Consider the following 22,655-nt stretch of genomic DNA (forward strand, 5'->3'; position numbering starts at 1 on the left):
GCACAAACGCATTGCTCGTATTCGTAGCAGTCACCAGCAAGAAAACGGTGGATAAAACCAAATTTCTTTCCGCATGAAATCCACCCCTAGACCTCACGTGAGAGAAAACCGCCCCTTGCCGCCTGACATCAGAATTAGCGACCGCGATAGCGATCTTTAATCACTTACCGGAAGAAAGTTTTGCTCAGCTTTTCATCAAAGAAAGATAAAAGCATCGAGAGCTTAAACCCGGTCGAGACTAACTCAACATCAGAACTCTACTTGAATCTGAATTAGCACTCTTTATCCAAATGTCCAGTTTTTAATCCCTACATTTCTTCGCAAAAAATTCATCTACTAAAAAACAGATAACTAATAACGCGAACAGCTATTCCTTTCTGAACAATTTCCACGTTTGTTAGCCCTTCTTTCTATACGCGCCTTTGGTGATCTGCTCCCTCGCCAGCAGTTCATCCCGCACGGAAGGCGGCGTCAGCCGATGTCCAGCCCTGTGTGCCGCCCGCGCGAGAAGATGTGCTGCGATCGGTGCCGTCAGCACGAAAAAGACGAAACCCGCCAACGCTCTTGCCAGGACCGATATGTCCTGCGAGTGGATACCGACTGCAAGTAGCAGCAGGCCGGAGCCGACCGTACCCGCCTTCGACGCCGCATGCATACGGCTGTAGAGATCGGGAAGACGCACGATGCCAATCGCTGCGATGAGCGAGAACAGCGCACCCGAAAGTAGAAGCACGGTTACTATGACGGCCCAAAGCAAATCCACTATCGCCCTTCCTTCTTCCGCCCGCGGTGCTTACGACCCTTTTTGCCTTCGGCTGCGATATTCTCATCCGGTCCTGCGCCAGCCTGTTGCACGGCATCCGATTGCCCCTGTGTCAGGATGAACCGTGCGAAGGCGACGGTCGCGAGAAAGCCGACGAGACCGAGCGAGATGGCAATATCGATATAGAGCGTGAAACCCGTCTTGATGGCGATGATGGCGATGAAGCCGATGGCGATCGCCACCAGCATGTCGAGCGCGAGAACGCGGTCCGGCAAGGTCGGGCCGGCCACCACACGATAGACGGTCAACAGGAAGGCAATGCTCAGAATGCCCAGCGCCACCATCGCGGCGGCCGAAACGACGGACGCGGCCATCACCGGAAGGCCTCCATGATCCGGCGCTCGAAGCCATCGGCGATGCTGCGCCTGATGGCCTCCGGATCGGAGCAATCGAGCGCATGGACATAGAGCGTCTTGCGATCCTCGGAGACGTCGACGGACAGAGTTCCCGGCGTCAGCGTGATAAGATTGGCAAGCAGCGTGATTTCGAAATCGCGATCGACCGTCAAGGAAAAGGCGAAGATACCGGGCTTCACGTCCATCCTAGGGCTCATGACGGCGACGGCGACCGCCCAGACCGACTTGGCGAGCTCCCGGATGAACAGCAACAGTAATGCCAAAATACGGCGGACACGGCCAAGATAAAGCACGCCGCCATAGGACGAGCGGACGATCGCCAGCGCAATTGCCGCAAGGGCGAATCCGAAGACCTGATTGATGAAGGAAGCGCTGCCGGTGATGGCGGCCCAGACGATGGCGAGCAGCAGGTTGAAGACGAACAGGATCATTGCGCACCTCCTGCCGTGGGGAAGACCGAGCGCAGATAGGCCGACGGTTGCTCAAGGCCGGCAGCGGCGGCCTGCGTTAGGTGCAGGAGCCATTCCGGAAACAGGCCAAAACCGACGACAAGCAGAGAAAGAGCAAGGAGCGGCAGCGCCGCCTGCCATGCAATCGGCTCCGCTGCGATCCCATCTGCCGCCGCCGGGCGCCAATAGGCCAGGAGAAATACCCGCCCGAACACGATTGTCGTCAGGAAACCGGCCAAAAGGATTGTTGCGGCAAGCCACCATGCGCCCGTCGCGAACGCCGCCTTCACGAGCACGACCTTCGGCCAGAAGCCGGAAAAGGGCGGCAAGCCGCTGATGGCGAAGAACAGCACCAGCGAGATGCCGGCAAACCAGCCGTTGCGGCGATAGAGGCCACCGAGGGCGCTCAAGGAAAAGCTGCCGCCGAGCCGAGCCGCCTGCCCTGCAAGCAAGTAAAGTGCCGTCATCAGCACCATCGAATGCAGTGCATAGAAGATCGCGCCGCTGAGGCCGTCGGCACTGCCGAGAGCGACACCCGCAAGCATGGTTCCGATACCGGAGATGACGATATAGCCGAGCATGCGCCTGATATCGTTTGCCCCCAGCGCTCCGACGACGCCGACAAGCATGGTGGCAATAGCAACGACCGCGACGAGCGGACCAAGCTCCACCCGCTCGACAGGCAGTAGCATGACCAGAACCCGGATCAGCGCATAGACGCCGACCTTGGTCAGCAAGCCGGCAAAAATCGCCGAAACGGTGATGCGTGGCGTGTGATAGGAGGCCGGGAGCCAGAAATTGACCGGAAAGGCGGCAGCCTTCATGCCGAAGGCCAGCAGGAATAGGCCGACCAGCGTCATCAGCGGTGCGTTGCTATCACCCGCCCTCGCCTTCAGCGCGATATCGGCCATGTTGAGCGTGCCGAAGACGGCGTAGAGATAGCCCACGGAGACGAGAAAGAGCGTGGTGGCGATCAGGTTGAGGACAGCATATTTCAGCGCACCGTCGATCTGCTCCGGCTCCGAGCCAAGGATCAGCAGGCCAAAAGACGAGATCAGCAGCACCTCGAACCAGACGTAGAGGTTGAAGACATCGCCCGTCAGGAAGGCGCCGCTAACGCCGGCGAGCAGCAGCATCAGGAATGGAAAGAAGCCATATCGCCGACCACTCACCGTGATTTCGCCAAGAGAATAGAAACCCGCTGCGAGCGCAACCACCGCCGCCGTCAAAGCCATGAGCGCGCCAAAAATATCGACGGTGAAGGCGATGCCGAAGGGCGGCAGCCATCGCCCCATCACCATGGTCACGGCGCCGTCGCTGACGACCCGGTAGAGCAAGGCGGCATCGATCAGCACTAATAGCGCAAGGCCGGGAATGGCGATCGCGGCATGCCATTCGGTACGATTGCGCAGCATCAGAAGAAGCGCGCCGAGCCCGATACACAAGACGACCGGCAAAATGACGAGCCAATGTCCCATCGGTATCGGCGCTGCGACCAGCGCCTGGGAAAGATCAACTGCGGTATCCGTGGGTCCAGCCATGGCGTCAGTACCCCAGGGGCGGCAGCGGCCGCTCCTCCGGTTCAGCGAGCCGCATCTCGCCCGTATTGTCGGTCTTCAAGGCCTGATAGGCCCGATAGGTCAGGACAAGCAGAAAAGCGAGGAACGAGAAGGAGATGACAATCGCTGTCAGGATCAAGGCCTGCGGCAGCGGATTGGCCGCTGCAAGATCGAGCGTGGTCTTGCCTTTCTGAATGATGGGCGGCACTTCGGGCGTGACCCGGCCGGCCGTGAACAGCAGAAGGTTGACGGCGTTGCCGAGGATCGCGATGCCGAGCATGATGCGGATCGAGTATCGCGACAGCATCAGATAGATCGCAGCGGTGAAGAAGATGCCGACGACGACGGCGAAGACGGCCTCCATCAATCCACCTCCCGCTCTTCGAGCGCGAGCGCGATCGAGGTGATGGCGCCGACGACGACCAGATAGACGCCGGTGTCGAAGAGCATGACGGTGGAAAGCGGCACCTCGACACCGAAGAGATGCGGATAGATCCACAGCCCCGTCATGAACGGCACGCCGGCAAAGACGGACACCAAGCCGGCAAGGGTCGAGGCAAGCAGGCCGAAACCGGCAATCGCCAGCGGATGAAAGATGATCGCGCGGCGGACGGCCGTCACGCCGCAAGCAATGCCATAGATCGCGAGCGCCGAAGCCGCGATCAGGCCGCCGATAAAGCCGCCGCCGGGCTCGTTATGACCGCGCAGCAGCACAAAGATGGAGAAGAGCAACATCAGGGCCGTCAAAAACGGCGCCGCGGTGCGGAAGATCAGCGTGTTCATGAGCGCTCGGCCTCCATCCCTTCCTCGAAACCGGGCTTCCCCTCAAGATCGGGATCGTTGGCTGCAAGCTTGCGCTCGCCGCCGGCGCGGATGCGGATCAGCGCCAGGATGGCAAGCCCGGTCATGGCGACGACAGCGATTTCGCCGAGCGTATCCGTGCCGCGGAAGTCGACGATGATGACGTTGACCACATTGTCGCCATGCGCGATCAGCTTCGAATATTGATTGAAGAAGGCGGTCAGCGTCAGATCGAACGGCGCTTCGGTCGCCTTCAGCAGCAGGAGCGTAAAACCGCTGCCGCAGGCAATGGCGAGCACGGCATGGGCGATCCTGGCGAGCGGCGGCCGGCGATCGGACGGCGAAAGCCGCAGCCGCGTCATGACAAGCGCCAGAATCACCACCGCAAGCGTCTCGACCATGAACTGCGTGAAGGAAAGATCCGGTGCGCCGAACAGCAGGAAAATGACGGCGACGGCAAAGCCCTGGATGCCGAGCGAAACGATCGCCGTTAGCCGGTCCCGCGCAAAGACGACCGCAACAACGCCGATGACGGCAATCAAAAAGATCGTTGCCTCATGCCACTGCAGGTTCGGCCATGCCGGCATCGCGGGCAGCTCGCCATGAGCAGCGAGAGGAATCAGCAACATTGCCGCCAGGCAAAGGAAAGTGACGGTGACGTAGATTTCCAGCCGCCCTGGCTGCAGCAGCCGCGAGACGATGTGCGACAGCCGCACCAGACCGGAGATGAATCCATCGAAACCGCGATCCGGCCCCGGCCCGAGGGCACGCAGAACGACGGACATCAGGAAACGGGCGCGATCGAGCTGCCAGTAGACGATGACGCCGATCAGCACGGTCAGCAGAGAAAGCGCCAGAGGCAGACCAATATGGGGGATCAAGGAGACCGAAATCTCCAATCCCTTGTCGCCGACCGCGCTTGCCATCGGCGAAGAGACATACTCGTGCCAAAGGCCCGAGAACAAAGCCGAAGCGATGCCGAGTAAAGCAAGCGTGACCGGTCCGAGCCAGAGCAATGGGGGCGCCTCATGCGGCGGGCGAGGCGTCTCGGTCAGCGGGCCGACGAAGGGCTTCAGCGCCACGGCAAAGGCGATGGCAAACATCAGCGCATTGCCCGCCACGGCGATGAGGGTGAGGATGATGGCAGCCGGCGATGCCTGTGCCAGCGCGGCATAGATTTCCTCCTTCGCGAGGAACCCGAAAGCCGGGGGCAGCCCTCCCATCGATATGGCAGCGACAAAGGCAGCGACAAAGGTCAACGGCATGGCCGAGCGCAAGCCGCCCAGCCGGGTGATGTCGCGTGTTCCCGTTTCATGATCGACGATGCCGGCGACCATGAACAAGGCGCCCTTGAACAGGGAATGCGCGACCAGATAGAGGACGGCGGCTTCGACGGCATAATCGGTGCCGAAACCGGTGAGCATCACCAGCAGGCCGAGCGAGGAGACCGTCGTATAGGCGAGCTTCAGCTTCAAGTCGGTCTGGCGGATGGCAAGCAAAGTTCCGACAAGCAAGGTCGCCGCGCCGAAGACCGGCAGGATCGTCTGCCAGGCCATCGTCCCGCCCATGATCGGATTGAGCCGCATCAGCAGATAGACGCCTGCCTTCACCATGGTTGCCGAATGCAGATAGGCCGAGACCGGAGTCGGCGCCTCCATGGCATTCGGCAGCCAGAAATGAAAGGGAAACTGCGCCGATTTGGTGAAGGCCCCACCAAGCACCAGGATCAGGGCCGCCAGATAGAGCGGGCTTGCGCGCAGGACATCGCCAGCCTTCAGGAGATCGGACATCGCGCCGATGCCTGTGATCTGCCAGATCAACAACAGGCCCGCCAGGAACAGCAGCCCGCCGCCGCCGGTCACGACCAGCGCCTGCAGCGCCGCCCGTCGCGACGCTTCCCGATGATGATCGAAGCCGATCAGCAGGAAGGAAGTGATCGAGGTCAGTTCCCAGAAGACGAACAGCGTGAGGAAGCTGTCCGAGACGACGAGGCCGAGCATTGAGCCCATGAAGAGGAAGATGAAGGAGAAGAAGCGGCCGAGATCGACATGCCCCTTCAGATAGCCGCCGGCATAGAGGACGATCAGCGTGCCGATGCCGGTGATGAGCAGCGCAAAGGTCAGCGACAGGCCATCAATCAGCCAGGAGAACCGGAGATCAAGGCTCGGCACCCAATCGAAACCGCCAGTTTGGATGCCGCCGGCTGCAACGGCGGAAAGGAAGCTCGAAAAATGCAGAAAGGCAAGAGCGGGAAGCAGCGCCAGGAGCCACGCCGCATTGTGGCCCAAACGCCGAACGACAACCGGCGCGGTCAGCGCACCGAGAAAGGGCAGGCATAGAGCCAGGAATGTCAGGCCCGCGGTGGCGGCGGCCATGCTCCCCCCTTACTGAACGTTCATGCAGAATCCGGCAAAGCCGGAGCGGTCTTGAAGGGATAGGCGAAAGGACACATCGCCTCAAGCCCTGACAAGGGAAAACCGGACGTAAACCACCGAAATCGATTTTTGCTGCCAGCAACCGTGGAGGTTGCAGGATTCAATGATCGTCCGGAAGCCTGCGATGCCGGTTTGAACGTCGCAGCATTGCAGAATTCCTTGCTATTCCTGCATGGCTCGCAATGAAGTTGTAATGAATTTGCGCTAATTTATCGGTATTTTCCGAACCGCTATGGAAATTGCGCTCAAAAAAGCGCTAATCTTGATCGGTTTGCAGATCCCGCCTCCCGGAAACCGCAATGCTCGCCCGCCTGATCGCCCTCCTGCTTCTTTTCCCCGCCCCGGCCTTTGCCGCGGACTGGTGGTCCTATGACAATGCAGGCTTTGGCTACGCGATCGAGCTGCCGTCGGAATTCCATCTTGCCGCCTCTTCCGAGGATACCGATCGGCTGTCGCTATCGCCGGCAGATCGCTCCGCTTCGCTGCAGGTCTTCGGCACGATGGTTGCCAATGGCGATTTTGCATCGGAAGCGAATGGGCGCGTGGCGCTTGCCAGAGACCAAGGCTGGAAGATTTCCTATTCGAAATCGAATTCGCGCGGCATCAGCTTTTCCGGCACCAGGCAGGGGCGGATCGTCTACGTGCGTGGGGTCGCGCTCTGCAACGGTGCCGCGGCCTTCTTCCAGATGGATTACTCGAAGGCGGACATGCAGCGCTACGACGCCATCGTCATGCGCCTCGTGCGCAGCCTGCGCTCAACGAAGAAATGCACGCCGACGGCGGAGATCGTCAAAAGTTTTCCGGCGACAGGCTGAAGCAGGTCAGTACCGCCGAATAATGCACGGCGGCGGCGGCAACCACGAAGCCATGCCAGATCGCATTCTGGAAGCGCAGCTTTTCCCAGACGTGAAAGATCACGCCGAGCGAATAGATGACGCCGCCGATGATAATGAGCAGCATCGAGGCGAATGGGATATGCATGGAAACCGGCTTGGCGACGAGGATGCCGCTCCAGCCCATTGCAAGGTAAAGCAGGATCGCCAGCCGATCGAAGCGTCCTGGAAAAAGGACTTTCAGGACGATACCGAACGCCGCAAACACCCAGACGGCGATCAGCACGCCAAGCAGCAGCGGGTCCTCGGATCCGCGCTCCAGAAAGGGGGTGTAAGTAGCGGCGATCAGGACATAGATGAAAGAGTGGTCGAAGCGGCGCAGAAACCATTTCGTCCTGGATACGGGCCATAGATTATAGGTGAAGGACATTCCGAGCGTCAGCACCAGGCCGACGCCATAGATCCAGGCGGCGGCGATTTCGCCGTGGGAGCTCCAAACCGTCGCATAGAAGATCAGCACGGTGGCGCCGATCAGCGCGAGGACCACGCCGACACCATTGACGATACCGTCTGCGATGATCTCATAGCGATCATAGGCCCAGCGGATGCCTCTGTATTCAGTCATATCATCCGGTTCCGTTTTCGTTGGAGACCGATCCTTGCACTAGAAACAAGAGGAGACAACTGCGCCAAACGCGCACATCGATCAATCTTCGTGAACGGCTTGCCATAGGCCTACTGATCGCTTGTCAATGGAAAGCGAACGCTCAATCCGCAATTTATGGCCTTCTGTGAACAATCGAAATCCGCCATATGAATATGTAAGTACAGCGGACCAGAGGATCAAAAAGGCATATCAACCGGCGAAACCCTCCTGTCCGCCACCGGCGGCCCTTGCCGCCGACGCCGGTTGCCTTTTCGAGACCCCATCCCAAGGTTGGAACTGATACCATGACCGAAACTGCCTCCTCCTACGCCCTGACCCGTCCCGCCTATGTTGGCCAGTCGCACCTCGTCGTTACCGACGTGGCGCTGGTATCCCGCTTCTATCAGGACATGCTGGGTTTGAAGGTCATCGAGAAGACAGCGAGCGGCGAGGTCCTCGGTGTCGCCGGTCTTCCCCTTCTGACGCTGACAACCGATCGGGCTGCGGTGCGCGCACCGAAGACGGCGGCCGGCCTGTTCCATACCGCGTTCCTGCTGCCGAGCCGTGTCGAGCTTGCGCGCTGGCTTCGTCATGCCGCCCATAAGAATGTGGTGCTGGAAGGCGCTTCGGACCATATCGTCAGCGAAGCCATCTACCTGTCCGACCCCGAAGGCAACGGCATCGAAATCTACGCCGACCGCCCGCATGAGGAATGGACCTTCCACGATGACGGCACGGTCGAAATGGCGACGCTCCGGCTTGATCTGCAGAAGCTCTACGAAAGCGCCCCGCAGGATCGCTGGGACGGTATGGCCGAAGGATCGGCAATCGGCCATATCCATCTGCAGGTCGGCGATGTTGCCGAAGCCAACGCCTTCTATCGCGACGTCCTCGGCATGAAGGTCATGGCGGCGCGCTATCCCGGCGCGACCTTCCTTGCGACCGGCGGCTATCACCATCATCTCGGCGCCAATACCTGGAACAGCCGCGGCGCCGGCATACGCAGCGAACATATGACCGGTCTTTCCGACTATACGTTGCGCTTCAACGACAAGGCAGCCCTGGACAAGGCCGTAGCCGCCCTGGAGCAGCACGAAATCAAGACGGAGAAGCGCGACGGCGGCATATCGCTGCGCGATCCGTGGGGTATCGGACTTAATCTCATCGCCTGACTTTTCCGATCCGACCGCCATTCGACAAGCCCGTTGCGGAACCGCGGCGGGCTTTTCGCGTTGAAGTAGCGAGGCGATCCTGCCTTCGGGGAACTTTCTCGGGATGGAATTCGACAAAATCGCCGCCGGCCAATCGGATGCAGCAACCGCGTCGCAGGATGTCGGCCCGGGTATCGATCGCAACGCATCCCGTGCGAAAGACGACGAAACGGAGATTTTCGGTCTCTCCGACCAGCGAGGACGCGACAAGCTCAACATTGCCGCCTCCTGGGCAACGATCGGCATCTTCCTCATGTTGGCCTTCGCCGCCGTCTACACGATGTCACTGATCCTCATTCCGGTGACGCTTGCCGTCGTCGTGGGAATGATTCTCGGCTTGGCGGCCGAAAGGCTCAGCAAGCTCGGCATTCCCCGCGTTCTAAATGCCGTCATTCTTTCCTCCAGCGTTGCCCTGGTGATCTTCCTCATCATCAATGCGCTCGCCGAACCGATCGCCAAGCTCGCACAGCAGGCGCCCGACTTCTTCCAGCGCACATCCGACCGGCTGATGCCCTATCTCGACCGGTTTCAATGGCTGCACATTTCTTCCGAAACCTTTCAAGGCAGCCCGATGTCGATCAACACCCTGCTGGAGAACAGCGGCAACGTGTTGCATGTCGTGTCCACCAGCCTGACACCCGCCATCGTGCAGATCCTGATCTTCTTTGCAGCCCTGCTGCTATTCCTTGCCGGCAGGGTAAGCCTGCGCAAGACGATCATCATGACCTTTTCCAGCAGGGCATCTCGACTGAATGCCATCCGCATCATCAATGCCGTGGAGCGGGTGCTCGGCTTCTATTTTGCGACGGCTTCGCTGATTTATGCCGGGATCGGCCTCGCGATGACCCTGATTGCCTATGTCGGCGGAATGAGCGTGCCGGTGCTGTGGGGCGTTTTCGCGTTCTTATCCAGCTTCATCCCATTCCTCGGCGTCACCGCCATGACGATCGCGCTCGCGATCGCCGGCATCATCACGCATTCGGACATCATTTTCGGTCTGGCGCCGGCCGTCGCCTTCTTCGCAGTGCATCTAACCGTGGAAAACCTAGTCTTCCCGGCGATCATGGGCCGCCAATGGGAGCTCAATCCCTTCGTCGTCTTTCTGGCCATCATCTTCTGGACATGGATGTGGGGCGCGGTCGGCGCCATGCTGGCGCTGCCGCTGTCGCTGATCGTCATGACCGTCATTGACGAGCTTTTCATCGAGGAAAAAACGCAGCCGCAATTGCCGGGCTAGCACTCGACCGCTCAGTTGGTCGTGTCGTCGTCACCCTTTTCGGGGATATCCTGCAGACGAACGAAATCGACGCCCTTGGCCTTCAGCGCGAGGATGCTGGCCGCGACCCCCTCGCCTGCCGTATGCGTCGGCTGATTGATGTGGGAGATGATGACATCGCCGTCCTTGGCGGAGACATATTGCTTTTCCACCATCTTGGCCGGCAGAAGCGAACCGCTGTCGCCATTCACCGAGTAACCGGCGATCCGATAGCCCATGCCACGGATCTGCATGATGGCGGCAGGCGTGTATTTCGCGGTCGCGCCGCGGAACCAGCGCGGTTGCGGAATGCCGGCTGCGATCATGGCGTCCGCACCACCCTTCACCTCCTGGGCGACCGCCTGCGGCGAACCGGCGGCGGCAATGCCATAGACTTTGGTCGGGACATCGACGGCGGGGATATGGTTTTGACCGTGATTTTCCAGCTCGAAGAGATCCGGATGCGCAAGGAAGACCTTCAATGCATCCGGATTGGTACGCAGCCAGCGCGCGGTGACGAAGATCGTCGCCGGAATGCGCTGATCGACGAGGGTGCTCAAAATGCGTGGGTCGGTCTTGCCCATGCAGGCATCGAAGGTGAGCGCGATGCGGGGAGCCCCCTTGCCGGCACGATCGACATGCAGATGCGGCTCCACAAGCTTGATCTTCGAAACCGGCGCCTTCGGCGGCAGCTGCGGCCAACCGGCAGGCGGCTGCTCGGGCTGCGCGGCAAAGGCGGCCGCCGCGGCAAGAAGGAGTGAGGAAGCGAGCAACAGGCGTTTCATCGGACGGCCACCGGTGGATCAGGCAAACAAAATTCGGCGGGCGCTTGATTACCAGCCCAGCCACACCGCTCGCCATTATCCGGCAAGACGCCGGAAATATGGCAAAGCGGCGGCGGCAGCCCCCATTTCACATCACAATGGCGACGGACATGAAAGCTGCCAAGTCCGGGCTTCAACCTGACCGCGTCTATGATACGATTGATATGAGCCTACCCTAGCACTATCTGCGTATCTTTCCGTGCTCCCGAAGAGAGACATGTATGAGTCGCGATCCCTATGAAATTTTGGGCGTAAAGCAGGACGCCCCGCAAAAAGACATTCAAAGCGCCTATCGCAAGCTTGCCAAGAAGCTTCACCCAGATCTCAACCCGGGTGACAAGCAGGCCGAGGACAAATTCAAGGAAGTCTCGGCGGCCTATGGCATTCTCGGCGATGAGGAGAAACGCGGGCGGTTCGACCGTGGCGAGATCGACAGCAGCGGTGCCGAGCAGGCGCCGCGCAACTACTATCGCGATTATGCAGCGCAGGAAGGCCAGCGCGGCCGCTATCAGAATGCGGGCGGCTTTGCCGATTTCGGCGATGCCGACGATATATTTTCCAGCTTCTTCTCGCGGCGCAGCCGAGGCCAATCGCAAATGCAGGGTCAAGACCGTCACTATACGATGGAGGTCGATTTTCTCGACGCCATCAATGGCGCCAAGAAGCAGATCAGCCTGCCCGAGGGGCCGGCGCTCGACGTCCAAATTCCACCGGGGACACGCGATGGGCAGACGCTACGCCTGAAGGGCAAGGGCGATCCCGGCTTCAACGGCGGGAAACCCGGGGACGCGCTGATCGCCGTGCATGTTCGGCCGCACCGCTTCTACACGCGCGATGGCGACGATATCCGATTGGAAGTGCCGATCTCGCTGGCCGAAGCTGTGCTCGGTGGCAAGATTCGCGTCCCGACGCCGTCGGGAGCCGTCACCGTGACGCTGCCGCCGAACTCCAATACGGGCAAGGTGTTGCGCTTGAAGGGCAAGGGCGCACCCGTGCGTGGCAAGGACAATGGCGATGCCTATGTCTCGCTGAAGATCGTCCTGCCGGATACGCCGGACCCCGAGCTGACGCGCTTCGTTTCAGATTGGGAGGCAGGCAAGGCGCAAGATCCCAGAAAGACCATGGGAGGATAAGCGATGAACGAGAACGAGTTTCAACTTCACCTCCGGATCGAAACCACGGTGCTGGAAGTCTGGATATCTCAGGGCTGGGTCGTGCCCGAAGTCACCGATCAAGGCCGCAATTTCCGCGAAGCCGACATTGCGCGCGGCCGGCTCATTCTTGATCTCAGCAAATCGATGGGCGTCAACGAGCCCGGCGTCGATGTCGTCATGGATCTGGTGGATCAGCTTCACAGCCTCAGAGCGACACTGCGGGACCTGACGGATGCCGTGTGCCGGCAGCCGCCCGATGTGCAGGATCACATCCTGTCGGAGCTGACACGAGTGGAATCGCTGAGACGGCGATAAGGTTGGAAACTACCTCAGAATGGAGCGTGGCCGCCATGAAGTGATCTCCGGGGCGGCCCTTGATGCGTCATCGGCGCTCAATCGTAAAGATAATGCTCCTGCCAGGCGTCGCGCGGCACCTTGTCGCCGATCTGATAGCTCAGATCGCGGACATGAATATGCTGCGGCCCGGTCACGCACGTATAGGAGAGGTGATACCAGTCACCCTTACTGCGAAAGACCGCACCGGGGGCATTCATGGCATCCGGCTTCATATCCGGATCGCCGAATGTGTAGGCGATCACCTTGTCCGGCTTGAACCCCGTCTTGTCCGTACCGATCCGCTTCATGGCCTCTGCATCGCATGCCTGCTCCATTCGCTCCGACGGATCGAGCTTCTCCAACTGCTTCTTGATAGCCGCATCGACGGCGAAGGCGGAGGTGGCGACGCTAACCAATGGAATCAGGATGGCGAAGAGTTTCAGCATGAAGACCGGTCCCTTGCATTGTTTTGGATTTGAGTGCGTTCGCTCCATCAGAGAAGGCTTTGACCGCCTTCATGTCGACGCACTGTATGCCGACTTCGATAAAGAATGTGGTCTCATCAAGGCAGCGCCGCGATGCGGTCTCCCGCAAGCTGCCTGTTCGAGTAAAACTAATATCGGCTGCTTGCATGAAGCTTGAGGGACAGACTTGGCGCTTGAACCTCACCTCGCTGCCCTCTATTTCTCTCTTCACTTCACATCCGACTTTCACTCCAGAGAAAGCGCCCCTCGTGTCAGTTTTCAAGAATCTTCCCACCCCGCCCGCCGCTGCGAAAAAACCGTTTACGGATACACGCCACGGCATTACCCGCACCGACGATTATGCGTGGCTGCGGGCCGACAACTGGCAGGCCATGTTCAAGGACCCGTCGATCCTGGCGCCGGAAATCCGGTCGCATCTGGAAGCCGAGAACACTTACATGAACGCCGCGATGGCGGACACGAAGGAGCTGCAGAAGGTCCTCTTCGGCGAGATGAAGGGCCGTATCAAGGAAGACGACAGCTCGATACCGATGAAGGATGGCCCCTACGCTTACGGCACACTTTTCGTTACCGGCGGCGAACAGCCCCATTTCTTCCGCGAGCCGCGCAACGGCGGGGAACGCAAGCTGCTACTGAATGGCGACAAGGAGAATGAGGGGAAATCCTATTTCCGTCTTTCTGGCCTCGATCACTCCTCCGATCACAGCCATGGCATCTGGGGCTATGACGACAAAGGCTCAGAATATTTCACGCTGAAGATCCGCAATTTCGAGATCGGCGAGGATCTTGCCGACGTGATCGAGAACACCGGCGGCGACGCCGTCTGGGCGCCTGACGGCAAGAGCTTCTTCTATACGCTGCAGGATGAGAACCATCGCCCTTCGAAGATCTTCCATCACATCATCGGCACGCCGCAGTCCGACGACCGGCTCGTCTATGAGGAGGAGGATCCGGGCTTCTTCATGGGCGTGGGCGGCTCGCTGCTCGACGATTACATCTTCATCGACATCCACGATCACGAGACCAGCGAATATCGCATCATCCCGACCTCCGACCTCACCGCCGAACCCAAGATCGTGGCCGAGCGCGAAACCGAGATCGAATATGAGATCAGCGAAGGTGGCGACGTTTTCTACATTCTCACCAATGACGGCGGCGCCAAGGATTTCAAGATCATGGAAGCGCCGGCGGAGAACCCAGGCAAGGAAAACTGGCGCGAGGTCGTGCCCCACAAGCCAGGCACCTTGATCCTCAGCCATCTCGCCTATGCCCGCCATCTCCTCTGGCTGGAGCGCAAGGACGGCCTGCCGCGCATCATCGTCCGCGATCGTCGTACCGGCGAGGAGCATGCGATCGCCTTCGAAGAAGAGGCCTATGCGCTCGGCCTGCAAGGTGCGGCGGAATACGACACGGATGTCATCCGCTTCTCCTATTCCTCGATGACGACGCCAAGCCAGCTCTACGACTATAATATGGTGACGCGCGAGCGCACGCTGCTGAAGACGCAGGAAGTGCCCTCCGGCCACAATCCGGAAGATTATGTGACGCGCCGCGTCTTCGCGCCGGCCTGGGACGGCGAGACGGTACCGGTGACGTTGCTTTATCGCAAGGACACGCCGCTGGACGGCTCCGCCCCCTGCCTGCTCTATGGCTACGGCGCCTATGGCGTCACCATCCCGGCCGGCTTCAACACCAATTGCCTGTCGCTCGCCGATCGCGGCTTCGTCTATGCTATCGCCCATATCCGTGGCGGCAAGGACAAGGGCTTCGCCTGGTACGAAGACGGCAAGATGGAAAAAAAGACCAATACCTTCAAGGACTTCATCGCCGCAGCCGACTATTTAAATCAGCAGAAGTTCACCTCTTACGCGAAGATCATTGCCGAGGGCGGATCGGCCGGCGGCATGCTGATGGGGGCCGTCGCCAACATGGCGCCGGAAAAATTCGCCGGCATCATCGCCGCCGTGCCCTTCGTCGACGTGCTCAACACTATGCTTGACGACACTCTGCCGCTGACGCCGCCGGAATGGCCGGAATGGGGCAATCCGATCGAGAGCAAGGAAGAGTACGAGCAGATCGCCGCCTACAGCCCCTATGACAATGTCGGCGAGAAGCCCTATCCGCCGATCCTCGCACTTGGCGGCCTCACCGACCCGCGCGTCACCTATTGGGAACCGGCCAAGTGGGTGGCCAAGCTGCGCGACAAGACGACGAGCGACGCGCCCATCCTGCTGAAGACCAACATGGATGCCGGCCATGGCGGCGCTTCCGGCCGCTTCCAGCGCCTGGAGGAAGTCGCGTTCGAATACGCCTTCGCCGTCAAGGTCGCCGAGAAGATGTAAGCCGAACGGCGGGAGGAAGCCATGACCGTCTTCATCGCCCTGCTGCGTGCCGTCAACGTCGGCGGCACCGGCATGCTGTCCATGGCCGATCTCAAGGCACTGTGCGAAGAGATCGGCTTCCAGGATGTGCGCACTTACATCCAGAGCGGCAATGTGGTTTTCCGCGCCGAAGCGGATGAGGCAACGGTGCTGGCTCAACTTGAAAAGGCGCTGGCGACGAAGATGGGCAAGTCTCCCGGCGTAATCCTGCGCAGCCGCGAAGCTCTCGAAAGGGTCGCGGAACATTCGCCCTTTCCGCACGCCAAGCCGAACTATCTGCTGGTCACCTTCCTGCAGGAAGCGGCACCGGAGGATGCGCTGGAGAAACTCGTCGCACCCGGCAGCGAGGAAGTGCATATCGCCGGCAGGGAGATCTACGTGCATTATCCCGATGGCTCGGGACGCTCGAAGCTGAAGCTGCCGGCGCTGAAGGCGGGAACATCGAGAAATCTCAATACGGTGCGCAAGCTTGCGGAGACGGCGCGGGAGCTGGAGGAAGACTAGGGACGCGCCAACAGGGTCTCATAGTCTCTGCTTCCAAAGAAGACATTGGTGATCCAGACTGTATTTTCGGCAATGGTGTAAAGGATGACGACGCTCTTTTCGAAAACCGCCATGCGAATGCCGGTACCTAGGTCGTCTCGAGCAACGCCTCCGAACGGTGCATCACCGATCTTTTCACAGCGCGCGTAGATACGACCAATATATCCCTCCGCTGTTCTGATATTCTGACTTAGCTCGAACACGTAAGCTGCGACGTCAAGCAGATTTTCCACGGCCTCCGGGCGGTACTCGACCGCATATCGCTCCATGTCTACCGACGCTTGTCAAAAAAAGCATCAAGGCGCTGTTTTACGTCGTGTCCGCTCAAGTTTGGCCGAGGGTCATCCAAAGATGCGGCAACCTTTTGTCTGATCGCTACGATCCGCTGCTGATATTCCTCTTCTTCCCGCAACCAGACCCGGACTGCCGCCCGCAACACCTCGCTCGTAGAGGCATAGCTCCCCGCATCGACGCGCGCCTTGATCGCAGCTACCATTTCACTGGGGAGTGAAATGCTCAGTTTCTCGTTCATCGCAAAATCCTCTTATCCGGTAGGATAAAGTAGGATGATTTCCTACCTGGAGCAAGCGCCTTGCGCTGACTAACTGTCGGTCCTACCTTAGGAACATGAGCTCTCCTCTTCACGATGATACCGCCCTTCGGGCGCCGACGGTCGCCTTCGACAACAGTTACGCGCACCTGCCGCCGCAGTTTTTCACGGATCAGGCGCCGACCCCGGTTGCCGCGCCACAGCTGATCAAGTTCAACGAGGTGCTGGCGCGAGAACTCGGGCTGGATGTCGAAGCGTTGAAACAAAATGCGGCGGCAATCTTTTCGGGCAACGAGCTGCTGCCGGGATCGCAGCCGATCGCCATGGCCTATGCCGGCCACCAGTTCGGTAATTTCGTTCCGCAGCTCGGCGACGGACGCGCGATCCTGCTCGGCGAGGTGAAGGATCGGAATGGCAGGCGCCGGGACATCCAGCTCAAGGGGTCGGGGCCTACGCCGTTTTCCCGCCGCGGCGATGGGCGCGCCGCGCTCGGCCCGGTTCTGCGCGAGTATATCGTCAGCGAGGCCATGCACGCGCTCGGCATTCCGACGACGCGGGCACTTGCGGCCGTGATCACCGGAGAACCTGTCTATCGCGAGGAGGTGCTGCCGGGTGCAGTGTTTACGCGTGTCGCGGCAAGTCATATTCGCGTCGGCACCTTCCAATTCTTTGCGGCGCGGGGCGATACGGAGAGTGTGCGGACCCTGGCGGATTACGTCATTGCCCGGCACTACCCAGAGATCCGAGACCGTAAGAACCCCTATCTTGCACTGCTCGAAGCCGTGGCCGATCGGCAGGCGGCGCTGATTGCGCGCTGGCTGCATGTCGGTTTCATCCACGGCGTAATGAACACCGACAATATGACCGTATCGGGCGAAACGATCGATTTCGGTCCCTGCGCCTTCATGGATGCCTATGATCCGGCGACTGTCTTCTCGTCCATCGACCGCAATGGCCGCTATGCCTATGCCAACCAGCCGGCGATCGGCCAATGGAATCTCGCACGCCTCGGCGAGACGCTTATTCCGCTGATCGCCCCCTCCGTCGATGCGGCGATCGATTTGGCGAACACGGTCATCAAAGCCTATGGCGAACGCTTTCAGGCCTATTGGCTTGCCGGCATGCGCGCCAAGATCGGTCTTGCAAACGAGGAGGACGGCGATCTCGAGCTGATCCAGTCGCTTTTGGCGACGATGCAGCAGCAGGGCGCGGATTTCACCCTCGCCTTCCGCCGGCTTGCCGCACTCGCGGCAGACGGAGATGTGGCCGATTTCGCCGCTACGTTCAACGAGCCGCAATTAGCGGCATCTTGGCTCGAAAGCTGGCGCGAGCGGCTTGCTCGCGATCCGCAGACGCCGGCAGCGCGTGCGGCGGCGATGCGCAAGGTCAATCCCGCCTTCGTTCCCCGCAATCACCGGATCGAGCAGGCCATCGAGGCTGCTGTGGAGGACGGCGACTTTTCTCTATTCGAAGCATTGCTGAAGGTGCTCGCCACCCCATACGAGGATCAGCCAGGCTTTGCGCCCTATGCAGAACCACCATTGCCGACAGAACGGGTGCTTCAGACCTTTTGCGGCACCTGAGGACGCTTGAGCGCACAAGCCCCAGACAGGCTTGCAGAGTCATCGTCCCCACAACCTGTTGGGAGACATGATGATGAAAGTGCACAGCAGCGCCCAAAACTATTTCAGTGCGCCGATCCGCAGCCAGCAGAGCGGCGACAGCGACGACAGCGCGCCCTTTTCGCTGCCGGGCGACGGTGGCGGCGACCAGGACGATACGCAGGGGCCTTCCATTTCCTCCAGCGGCGTCCCCTCCTCCATTTCGTCCGGCCTCTGGCTCAGCCAGTTCGGTGATTCCTCGTCTTCGACATCAGGCTCCGCTGACGACCAGTCTGGCGCGAGTGCTTCCAGCAGCTCGGCATCGTCAAGCGGACAGTCCGATCAGGACATTCTCGACGAGTTTGCCAAATGGGCAAATATGACGCCGGCCCAAAAGATCCGCGCACAATATCTGGAAGCGCATGGCCTGACGGAAGATTCTTTCAAGTCCTTGCCGGCCGACCAACAGAAGGCGATCAACGACCAGATTGCCGATGAGATCAAACAGAAGCTCGGCGCCGGCAATGCCGATGGTGATGGCGATCAGGAAACGGACAGCGCAGCCTCAGCACTGGCGCTGGTCTAAACATGCTGACGGATTACATGAAGACGATACGAAGCTGATTCACATCTTGGTCGTATCGCCTTCTATTTATTATCAATCTCGCTATTGCCCGACCATGTCTACGATGATCTTGCTGACCTCGGCAAAAACGGCTTCCACGTCTTTTGCAGCCGCAGTTGCCTCGGCCACGAAAGTTGTGACCAGAACGGGACCGCGTTCCGGCGGCCAGATGACCGCGATGTCGGCATAGGTACCGTTATTGCCTGTACCGGTCTTATCGCCAACTTTCCACTCCTTCGGCAGACCGGCCCGCAGGCGATTGTTGCCCGTCGTGTTGGCGACCAGCCAGTTGACCAGCTGATCCCTCGATGTTTCCGACAGCGTATTGCCGAGGGTCAGAAGGCCGATCGAATCCAGCATCGCGTCCGGCGTCGTCGTATCGCGCGGGTCGTCCTTGACGGCCTGATTGACATCGGGCTCGTTGCGGTCGAGGCGGGTCTCGGTATCGCCCGTGGTGCGCAGCCATGAGGTCAACGCGGCAGGGCCGCCGAAGCTTTCGAGCAGAAGATTGCCGGCCGTATTATCGCTCAGCGTGATTGCGGCTGCGCAGAGCTCGGCAATGGTCATGCCATCGCCGTCGGCATGCTTTTCTGTTTCCGGCGAATAGGTGACGACCTTGTCCTTGCCATAGGTAACGCGGCGGTCGAGCTTTTCCGTGCCCTGATCGACGCGCGCCAGCACAAAGCCAACGGCAAGCGCCTTATAGGTGCTGCACAGGGGAAAATGCTCCTCCTCACGATGGCCGAGCGAAATATTGGTTTCGGTGTCAAGCACGGAGACGCCGAGACGACCACCGGTCTTCTTTTCCAGATCGGCCAGTTGCTTGTCGACATCGTCGGACAGTTGCGAATTGTCCTGAGCTCCGCTGTCGCCTTGCGGGCTCTGGCCGCCGGCGTCGGGCGTTGCCGGATTGTCCGTTGCGGGAGGCGTCTGCGCCGGCGTGCCGCTATCCTCAGCGAAAAGCCTATCGGGGCGGAGCGTCAGGACGGGAAGAAGCAGCGCCGAGCCAGCCATGAGGCGGCGGCGCGTGAGCAATGTGGGCATATGAGAGGCCTCCAGCGGAATCGGCAGGTCTTGGGCTATGCGAGGAATGTGGCAAGCCTCTGACCTGACCGATTGCTAACGGATTCTATGCCGCCTTGTCGACGGTAACTTCGACCGTCACGTGCGAGAGCTCGTGGATCTCGGCAAGCCGCGCCTTGTAGAAAGACGGATCGCGCAAGACGGGCGTTGCGACCGCGACGATGGCGGCATGATGCCCCGGGCCGACCTGCCATACGTGCAGATCCGTGATGCGATCCTCCTCCGTCTCGATCGCTTCGCGGATCTCCTCGGGCAGATCCTCGCCTTGCGGAATGAAATCGAGGAGAACGGCGCCGGAAGCGCGCAGCAGGCTCCATGCCCATTGCAGGATGACCAGGCCGCCGACGATGCCCATGACCGGATCGAGGAAGGTCCAGCCGAAACGGCTGCCGAGCAGCAGGGCAACAATGGCGAGAACCGAGGTCATCGCGTCGGCAATGACATGGACATAGACCGAGCGCAGATTGTTGTCCCTGCCACCTTTTTGGTCATGGTCGTGGTGGTGATGATCGTCGCCGTGCTCATGATGATGGTCATGATCGTGGGCATGGCCATGGCTGTGCCCGTGGCCGGCGTGGCCGTGGTGGTGATGGCTATGGTCGTCGCGCAGCAACCAGGCGCTGGCGAGATTGACGAGAAGACCAACTACCGCAATAGCAATTGCTTCGCGGAAATTGATTGCCACCGGATCGAGCAATCTCAGAATGCTCTCCCAGCCCATGATGAGCGCGATCAGCGCCAGCACGATGGCGCTGGCAAAGCCCGCGAGATCGCCGAACTTACCGGTGCCGAAGGTGAAGCGCGCATTGTGCGCATGCCGGCGCGCATAGAGATAGGCGAGCGCCGAGATCAGCATGGCGCTGACATGGGTCGACATATGCCAGCCGTCGGCGAGCAGTGCCATCGAGCCATAGATTGTGCCCGCGCCGATCTCGACCACCATCATGACGGCGGTCAGCGCGATGACGGCCCAGATGCGACGCTCGTTGCGCTGATGATCGGAGCCCAGAAAAACGTGGCTGTGGCCCATTTCGGAAGAAATACTCATGACATTAGTCTCTCTTTGAACGCTCGAATCGTCACCGCAGATAGGTCTTCAGCACGTCGGCAATCTCATCGACCGCCTGCCGGCGGCCCTCTTCACTTTCGGCATGCAGCACGTGCTCCTGCAGATGGTCTTCAAGAACCTCCCCGGTCAGCCCCGTTAGGGCACCCCGAATGGAAGCAAGCAGTTGCAAGATTTCCCCGCAGGGACGCTCGGCCTCGAGCGCCCGCTCCACCGCTTCCATCTGTCCTTTGAGACGGCGGACGCGTGAGAGGAGCTTGGCTTGCTGACGAATGGTATGGGACATCGTGGCCTCGATTATAATATAGGGGGGTATACTATTTGTGACGATGAATGGGAAGCCATACTTAGTCGCGACGATCGGACGATGAGGTGACCAGCAGAGTATCCCATCCACCTGTACAGCTACCTAGCCTTGCAATTTCCATGAACGGGCCTCATATGTTGCTCTAGAGACTAGAGGTATTGGGGACTCTGAATGCTAACCATCGGCGATCTATCCAAGCGGACGGGCGTGAAAGTGCCGACAATCCGTTATTATGAGCAGATGGGCCTGATATCGGAGCCCGAGCGCAGCGAAGGCAATCAGCGGCGTTACTCCAAAGCCGATCTCGAGCGTCTCGCCTTTATCCGTCATGGCCGCGACCTCGGACTGACGATCGATGCCATCAAGGAGCTGATTTCGCTCAGCCAGCATCCGGACCGCCCCTGCGTCGGCGCCGACCGTATCGCCAAGGAACATCTGGATGACGTTCGCACCAAGATTGCGCGGCTGAAGAAGCTGGAGCACGAACTGGAGCGCATCGTCTCGCACTGCGATGGCCACAGCATCGAAGACTGCTATGTGATCCGTGCACTCTCCGACCACGGCCTGTGCGAACACGAGCATTGAGGCCCCATTGACAAACGCGCTGAACCGGATCATTGATGCGCCCATGATCACGCACGCGCTCCACAACTGCTCGTATTTTTGGCTGTACCTGTAACGGGCGGCCAAGACAGATCATATTGTCAACAAGCCGCCGTCAGGCGGCTTTGTTGTATCGGCAGCGTCCTGACGGCTCATTGAAAAACAAGGACGCAAAATGCCATGCTAGACGATAGCGACATCTCACTTCTCCGCCCGCCGGTTCTCACCATCCGCAACGCGCAGCCGCGTGACCTGCCTGAGCTCAATGACATGATCCGGCTGCTGGCCGCCCACCACGGCGATCCCTCCGGCACGACGCCGGAGCAGCTTGAGCGCGATCTCTTCGGCCCCGTGCCCTGGATCACGGCGCTTGTCGCCGAAGGCGAGCAAGGGCTGATCGGATACGCCATCCTCGTGCCGCTCTACAAGGCGCAGGAAGGCCAGCGCGGCATGGACCTGCATCATCTCTTCGTGCGCGACGGCCATCGCGGCCATGGCGTTGGGCAGCATCTCGTCGACCGCGCCCGCGATATCGCCCGCAAGGCCGGCTGCAGCTACCTTTCGGTCGGCGCCGCAACAGGCAATTTCCAGGCCCACCGCTTCTACGAAAACATGGATTTCAAGCCGCGGCCGGTCACCGGCATGCGTTACCTGCAGGCTCTCGCCTGATGCCGGCCTTTAAGAGGATCGCCATCCGATATTGATTTTTAGAGTGTTTCTGGTTTTGCG

Annotated in this window: 27 protein-coding genes; 11 read left to right on the plus strand and 16 right to left on the minus strand. The window is 60.0% G+C overall.

Translation table 11 applies throughout. From position 1 onward, the window contains the following. Nucleotides 1-397: 397 nt before the first annotated feature. From mnhG to FBZ99_RS10175, 7 genes are read right to left on the minus strand one after another with little or no spacing between them, the layout of a single operon-like run. Nucleotides 398-763, minus strand: a complete 366-nt coding sequence (mnhG, locus tag FBZ99_RS10145) for a monovalent cation/H(+) antiporter subunit G (RefSeq protein WP_145632864.1) — start codon at nt 761-763, stop codon at nt 398-400. Beyond that, nucleotides 763-1,137, minus strand: a complete 375-nt coding sequence (locus tag FBZ99_RS10150; protein WP_145632869.1) for a cation:proton antiporter — start codon at nt 1,135-1,137, stop codon at nt 763-765. Before FBZ99_RS10150 ends, mnhG begins: the two co-directional genes overlap by 1 nt. Beyond that, complete coding sequence (locus FBZ99_RS10155) at nt 1,137-1,610, minus strand: Na+/H+ antiporter subunit E (protein WP_145632872.1); 474 nt, start codon at nt 1,608-1,610, stop codon at nt 1,137-1,139. Before FBZ99_RS10155 ends, FBZ99_RS10150 begins: the two co-directional genes overlap by 1 nt. Continuing rightward, on the minus strand, nt 1,607-3,169 hold the full coding sequence (locus FBZ99_RS10160) for a Na+/H+ antiporter subunit D (protein ID WP_145632875.1): 1,563 nt from the start codon (nt 3,167-3,169) through the stop codon (nt 1,607-1,609). The genes FBZ99_RS10155 and FBZ99_RS10160 overlap by 4 nt, the downstream gene beginning before the upstream one ends. Nucleotides 3,170-3,173: 4 nt before the next feature. Beyond that, entirely contained in the window at nt 3,174-3,551 is a 378-nt protein-coding gene (locus tag FBZ99_RS10165; protein WP_145632878.1) for a Na+/H+ antiporter subunit C, read from the minus strand. Then, nucleotides 3,551-3,970 (minus strand): Na+/H+ antiporter subunit B, encoded by a 420-nt coding sequence (locus FBZ99_RS10170; protein ID WP_069616065.1) that lies wholly within the window; start codon nt 3,968-3,970, stop codon nt 3,551-3,553. Before FBZ99_RS10170 ends, FBZ99_RS10165 begins: the two co-directional genes overlap by 1 nt. After that, nucleotides 3,967-6,363 carry a putative monovalent cation/H+ antiporter subunit A gene (locus FBZ99_RS10175; RefSeq protein ID WP_145632881.1) on the minus strand — a complete coding sequence of 799 codons (2,397 nt, stop codon included), beginning with the start codon at nt 6,361-6,363 and terminating at the stop codon, nt 3,967-3,969. The genes FBZ99_RS10170 and FBZ99_RS10175 overlap by 4 nt, the downstream gene beginning before the upstream one ends. Before the next feature lie 359 nt (nt 6,364-6,722). Here FBZ99_RS10175 and FBZ99_RS10180 point away from each other — a divergent pair, with 359 nt between their 5' ends. Beyond that, entirely contained in the window at nt 6,723-7,238 is a 516-nt protein-coding gene (locus FBZ99_RS10180; RefSeq protein WP_113330786.1) for a hypothetical protein, read from the plus strand. Here the strand turns inward: FBZ99_RS10180 and trhA are convergent. Then, a complete protein-coding gene (gene trhA / locus FBZ99_RS10185) occupies nt 7,213-7,881 on the minus strand; it encodes a PAQR family membrane homeostasis protein TrhA (protein WP_145632884.1) in 669 nt (222 codons plus the stop codon). The genes FBZ99_RS10180 and trhA overlap by 26 nt on opposite strands. Before the next feature lie 326 nt (nt 7,882-8,207). Between trhA and FBZ99_RS10190 the strand changes: the two genes are divergently transcribed. Continuing rightward, nucleotides 8,208-9,074, plus strand: coding sequence for a VOC family protein (locus FBZ99_RS10190; RefSeq protein ID WP_145632886.1), 867 nt, complete (start codon nt 8,208-8,210; stop codon nt 9,072-9,074). 103 nt (nt 9,075-9,177) lie between these two features. Next, a complete protein-coding gene (locus FBZ99_RS10195) occupies nt 9,178-10,350 on the plus strand; it encodes an AI-2E family transporter (RefSeq protein ID WP_145632889.1) in 1,173 nt (390 codons plus the stop codon). 11 nt (nt 10,351-10,361) lie between these two features. Here FBZ99_RS10195 and FBZ99_RS10200 read toward each other — a convergent pair whose 3' ends face one another. Further along, nucleotides 10,362-11,153, minus strand: coding sequence for a polysaccharide deacetylase family protein (locus FBZ99_RS10200; RefSeq protein ID WP_145632892.1), 792 nt, complete (start codon nt 11,151-11,153; stop codon nt 10,362-10,364). Between the two features lie 260 nt (nt 11,154-11,413). Between FBZ99_RS10200 and FBZ99_RS10205 the strand changes: the two genes are divergently transcribed. Continuing rightward, nucleotides 11,414-12,325, plus strand: coding sequence for a DnaJ C-terminal domain-containing protein (locus tag FBZ99_RS10205; RefSeq protein WP_145632895.1), 912 nt, complete (start codon nt 11,414-11,416; stop codon nt 12,323-12,325). Between the two features lie 3 nt (nt 12,326-12,328). Further along, entirely contained in the window at nt 12,329-12,661 is a 333-nt protein-coding gene (locus FBZ99_RS10210) for a chaperone modulator CbpM (RefSeq protein ID WP_145632898.1), read from the plus strand. A gap of 77 nt (nt 12,662-12,738) precedes the next feature. Here FBZ99_RS10210 and FBZ99_RS10215 read toward each other — a convergent pair whose 3' ends face one another. Beyond that, nucleotides 12,739-13,128: a DUF930 domain-containing protein gene (locus tag FBZ99_RS10215; RefSeq protein WP_069616056.1), complete on the minus strand. Its 390-nt coding sequence runs from the start codon at nt 13,126-13,128 to the stop codon at nt 12,739-12,741. Further along, a complete protein-coding gene (locus FBZ99_RS33080) occupies nt 13,091-13,429 on the minus strand; it encodes a hypothetical protein (protein ID WP_186450300.1) in 339 nt (112 codons plus the stop codon). Before FBZ99_RS33080 ends, FBZ99_RS10215 begins: the two co-directional genes overlap by 38 nt. Here FBZ99_RS33080 and FBZ99_RS10220 point away from each other — a divergent pair. Further along, the gene (locus tag FBZ99_RS10220; RefSeq protein ID WP_145632901.1) at nt 13,416-15,509 is read left to right on the plus strand and encodes a S9 family peptidase; all 2,094 of its coding nucleotides are present in this window, start codon (nt 13,416-13,418) and stop codon (nt 15,507-15,509) included. The genes FBZ99_RS33080 and FBZ99_RS10220 overlap by 14 nt on opposite strands. A 21-nt stretch (nt 15,510-15,530) precedes the next feature. Further along, on the plus strand, nt 15,531-16,052 hold the full coding sequence (locus FBZ99_RS10225; protein ID WP_145632902.1) for a DUF1697 domain-containing protein: 522 nt from the start codon (nt 15,531-15,533) through the stop codon (nt 16,050-16,052). On the opposite strand, the gene FBZ99_RS10230 is transcribed toward FBZ99_RS10225, so the two are convergent. Both FBZ99_RS10230 and FBZ99_RS10235 read right to left on the minus strand, forming a co-directional pair. Continuing rightward, on the minus strand, nt 16,049-16,360 hold the full coding sequence (locus FBZ99_RS10230) for a type II toxin-antitoxin system RelE/ParE family toxin (protein ID WP_145632904.1): 312 nt from the start codon (nt 16,358-16,360) through the stop codon (nt 16,049-16,051). The two genes, FBZ99_RS10225 and FBZ99_RS10230, sit on opposite strands and share 4 nt — an antisense overlap. A 2-nt stretch (nt 16,361-16,362) precedes the next feature. After that, nucleotides 16,363-16,623 carry a ribbon-helix-helix domain-containing protein gene (locus FBZ99_RS10235; RefSeq protein ID WP_113354008.1) on the minus strand — a complete coding sequence of 87 codons (261 nt, stop codon included), beginning with the start codon at nt 16,621-16,623 and terminating at the stop codon, nt 16,363-16,365. A 95-nt stretch (nt 16,624-16,718) separates the two neighbouring features. Here FBZ99_RS10235 and FBZ99_RS10240 point away from each other — a divergent pair, with 95 nt between their 5' ends. Both FBZ99_RS10240 and FBZ99_RS10245 read left to right on the plus strand, forming a co-directional pair. Beyond that, nucleotides 16,719-18,224: a protein adenylyltransferase SelO gene (locus FBZ99_RS10240; RefSeq protein ID WP_145632907.1), complete on the plus strand. Its 1,506-nt coding sequence runs from the start codon at nt 16,719-16,721 to the stop codon at nt 18,222-18,224. A 67-nt stretch (nt 18,225-18,291) separates the two neighbouring features. Continuing rightward, entirely contained in the window at nt 18,292-18,828 is a 537-nt protein-coding gene (locus tag FBZ99_RS10245; protein ID WP_246661094.1) for a hypothetical protein, read from the plus strand. Nucleotides 18,829-18,909: 81 nt separating this feature from the next. Here the strand turns inward: FBZ99_RS10245 and bla are convergent, their stop codons facing one another. From bla to dmeR, 3 genes are all read right to left on the minus strand, one after another. Continuing rightward, a complete protein-coding gene (gene bla, locus FBZ99_RS10250) occupies nt 18,910-19,911 on the minus strand; it encodes a class A beta-lactamase (protein ID WP_145632910.1) in 1,002 nt (333 codons plus the stop codon). Between the two features lie 85 nt (nt 19,912-19,996). Next, the gene (gene dmeF / locus FBZ99_RS10255; RefSeq protein WP_113330774.1) at nt 19,997-20,998 is read right to left on the minus strand and encodes a CDF family Co(II)/Ni(II) efflux transporter DmeF; all 1,002 of its coding nucleotides are present in this window, start codon (nt 20,996-20,998) and stop codon (nt 19,997-19,999) included. Between the two features lie 31 nt (nt 20,999-21,029). Then, complete coding sequence (gene dmeR, locus FBZ99_RS10260; protein WP_113330773.1) at nt 21,030-21,302, minus strand: Ni(II)/Co(II)-sensing transcriptional repressor DmeR; 273 nt, start codon at nt 21,300-21,302, stop codon at nt 21,030-21,032. Between the two features lie 192 nt (nt 21,303-21,494). Between dmeR and FBZ99_RS10265 the strand changes: the two genes are divergently transcribed. Both FBZ99_RS10265 and FBZ99_RS10270 read left to right on the plus strand, forming a co-directional pair. Then, nucleotides 21,495-21,908: a MerR family transcriptional regulator gene (locus FBZ99_RS10265; protein ID WP_015339186.1), complete on the plus strand. Its 414-nt coding sequence runs from the start codon at nt 21,495-21,497 to the stop codon at nt 21,906-21,908. 198 nt (nt 21,909-22,106) lie between these two features. Continuing rightward, nucleotides 22,107-22,595, plus strand: a complete 489-nt coding sequence (locus FBZ99_RS10270; RefSeq protein WP_069616046.1) for a GNAT family N-acetyltransferase — start codon at nt 22,107-22,109, stop codon at nt 22,593-22,595. Nucleotides 22,596-22,655 lie beyond the last annotated feature (60 nt).

This window comes from Rhizobium sp. ERR 1071, from assembly GCF_007828675.1.
GTDB lineage: Bacteria > Pseudomonadota > Alphaproteobacteria > Rhizobiales > Rhizobiaceae > Rhizobium > Rhizobium dioscoreae.